Annotated in this window: 2 protein-coding genes; both read left to right on the top strand. The window is 70.9% G+C overall.

All coding sequences use genetic code 11. The features are described from left to right. Nucleotides 1–1,395, top strand: a 1,395-nt coding sequence (locus tag KUG38_RS14105; protein WP_216922710.1) for an urea transporter, incomplete at its 5' end; no start/stop codon positions are given. Between the two features lie 129 nt (nucleotides 1,396–1,524). Then, nucleotides 1,525–1,998: cyclic nucleotide-binding domain-containing protein (locus KUG38_RS14100; RefSeq protein WP_216918641.1), on the top strand; the 474-nt coding region annotated here is incomplete at its 3' end.

Genomic DNA, 1,998 nt, shown 5'->3' with positions numbered 1-1,998 from the left:
CAGTCGCCGTCGGTGGCGCTGTTCGCTGGCTTCGGAATCGTGGCCGCCCACCTGACGGCCAAGGCCCTCGGCAGCTCCTGGGACGACCGCCACAACGGCATCTACGGGTTCAACGGAGCCTTGGTGGGCAGTGCCATCGGCACCTTCGCAGATCTGGCCCCTCCCGGAGCTGCTCTTTTCTGGACGCTGGCAGCCCTGGGGGGTGGGGCGCTGAGTTCCGTGCTGGTCCACGGCCCGGGTCGGCGTCTGCATGCCGCCACCGGCCTGCCGCCGATGACCCTGCCCTTCTGCCTGGTGACCTGGGGGTTGCTGGCGCTGGTCACCCTGGCGGACGTGCCGCCGCTGCAGCTCCACAGTCCCGCGATGGTGCCACCGGCGGGTTCCGCCCTGCAGGCCTTTCTGCTGGCCCTGCCGCGGGGCTTCGGTCAGGTCTTCTTCTGTGGTGATCTGGCCAGTGGCTGGCTGGTGCTGGCGGCCACGGCCGTCGCCAGTCCGATGGCGGCAGGGGTGGGTCTGATGGGGGCGGCGATCGGGGCGTTGGCGGGCCTGGCCAGCGGTGCCGCCGGCGCCGTCGGCCTGGGCCTCTGGAGCTACGACGCCGTTCTCAGCGCCATTGCCATCGGTGGCATCTTCCATGCCCCCACCAGGCGCAGCCTGGGGGTGGCGGCCCTGGCGGCCCTCGCGGCCAGCCTGCTCACCCAGCCACTGGAGCGGCTGATGCCGCTCGGATTGCCGGCGCTGACGCTGTCCTTCATCGTCGCCACCCTGGCCACCCTGCTGGTGGTGCGCCGGGCGCTGCCCACCGTTGTGCCGGTGGCGCTGCACGCGATCCTCACGCCGGAGGAGCATCTGCAGCGCTATCTGGTGACCCGGCGGCTGCTGAACGATTTCCGCTCCCGTCTGCGCGGGGCCGTGGGCGGAGGCGTCTGGACCAGCCTGGCCCCGTCGGCGGATCCGTTGCTGCTGGGGAGGTTCGTGGAGCTGTTCGAGCGCCTCGACCGCGACCGGGACGGCCAGCTGAGTCTGTCGGAACTGGTCGACGGAATGGAACAGGTCCCCAGCGACCCTGACCAGGGCCCCAGCGACCCTGGGGCGGCCCTGGCCAGGGTGCTGGCGGCCATGGATCTCGATGGCGACGGGGTGGTGGACCGGGCCGAGTTCATCGAGGTGATGCTGCGCCTGCGCCGGCTCTGGGACGGACAGGAGCGGCTGAAGCGCTACCTGATCCCCGTCGATGCGGATGGCGATGACCGGCTCGACCCCGGCGAGATGGACCGGCTGCTGAGCAGCATCGGCCAACCACCACTCAACCGGCTGGAGCAGCGGGCGGTGTTCGGGCCTGAGCGCTCCGGGCTGTCCTGGCACGCGTTCTTCGATCGGTTGCTGCTCACCTGAGGGCCTGGGGGCCGCCGCTCCGGCAGAGCGCCTTCGCAACCACCAGCTGCTATTGAGAATCGCTTGCAAAAGTGCCGGTGGGGCGTCTAGGTTGAGAGCTATTCGCAATAAGGCCCCTCCCTTCGCCCGATGCGCTACCGCTTCCTCCCCGACGATCCCGTCAGTGCCGTGCGCATGCCCGCCGGTCAGACGGTCCTGCTTGACCCCACCCCCCGCCCCGGCGGCTCCTGCCTCGAGGTCCTCGACGGCATCGCCCGCGTCTACTGCCCCTGCGAGGAGACCGAGGGCATGACCCTGGCCTTCCTGCAACCCGGCGACCAGCTCCGCACCGACCGTCTCTGCAGCGAGGGCGTCTGCGTCGAGGCCCTCACCCCCCTCTGCTTCCGCAGCGATGCCGAGCCCCTCGAGGGCCATGGCTTTGATCCGGTCAACGAGTGGACCCTGCAGCTGCTGCGCATCCGCCACCTCGGCAGCGCCGAGCAGCGGCTCCATGCCCTGCTCTCCCTGCTGGTGCGTCGCCTGGGGCGCCGCTGCGGCCCCTGGTGCGACCTCCCCTTCCGCCTCACCCATGAGCGCATCGGGGAGCTGATCGGCACCACCCGC

Origin of the sequence: Synechococcus sp. CCAP 1479/9 (assembly GCF_019038535.1) — a bacterium.
In the GTDB taxonomy this organism is placed as follows: domain Bacteria; phylum Cyanobacteriota; class Cyanobacteriia; order PCC-6307; family Cyanobiaceae; genus Cyanobium.
The sequence above is the reverse complement of the archived record's forward strand: the minus strand, read 5'-3'. Positions and strand labels throughout refer to the sequence as shown.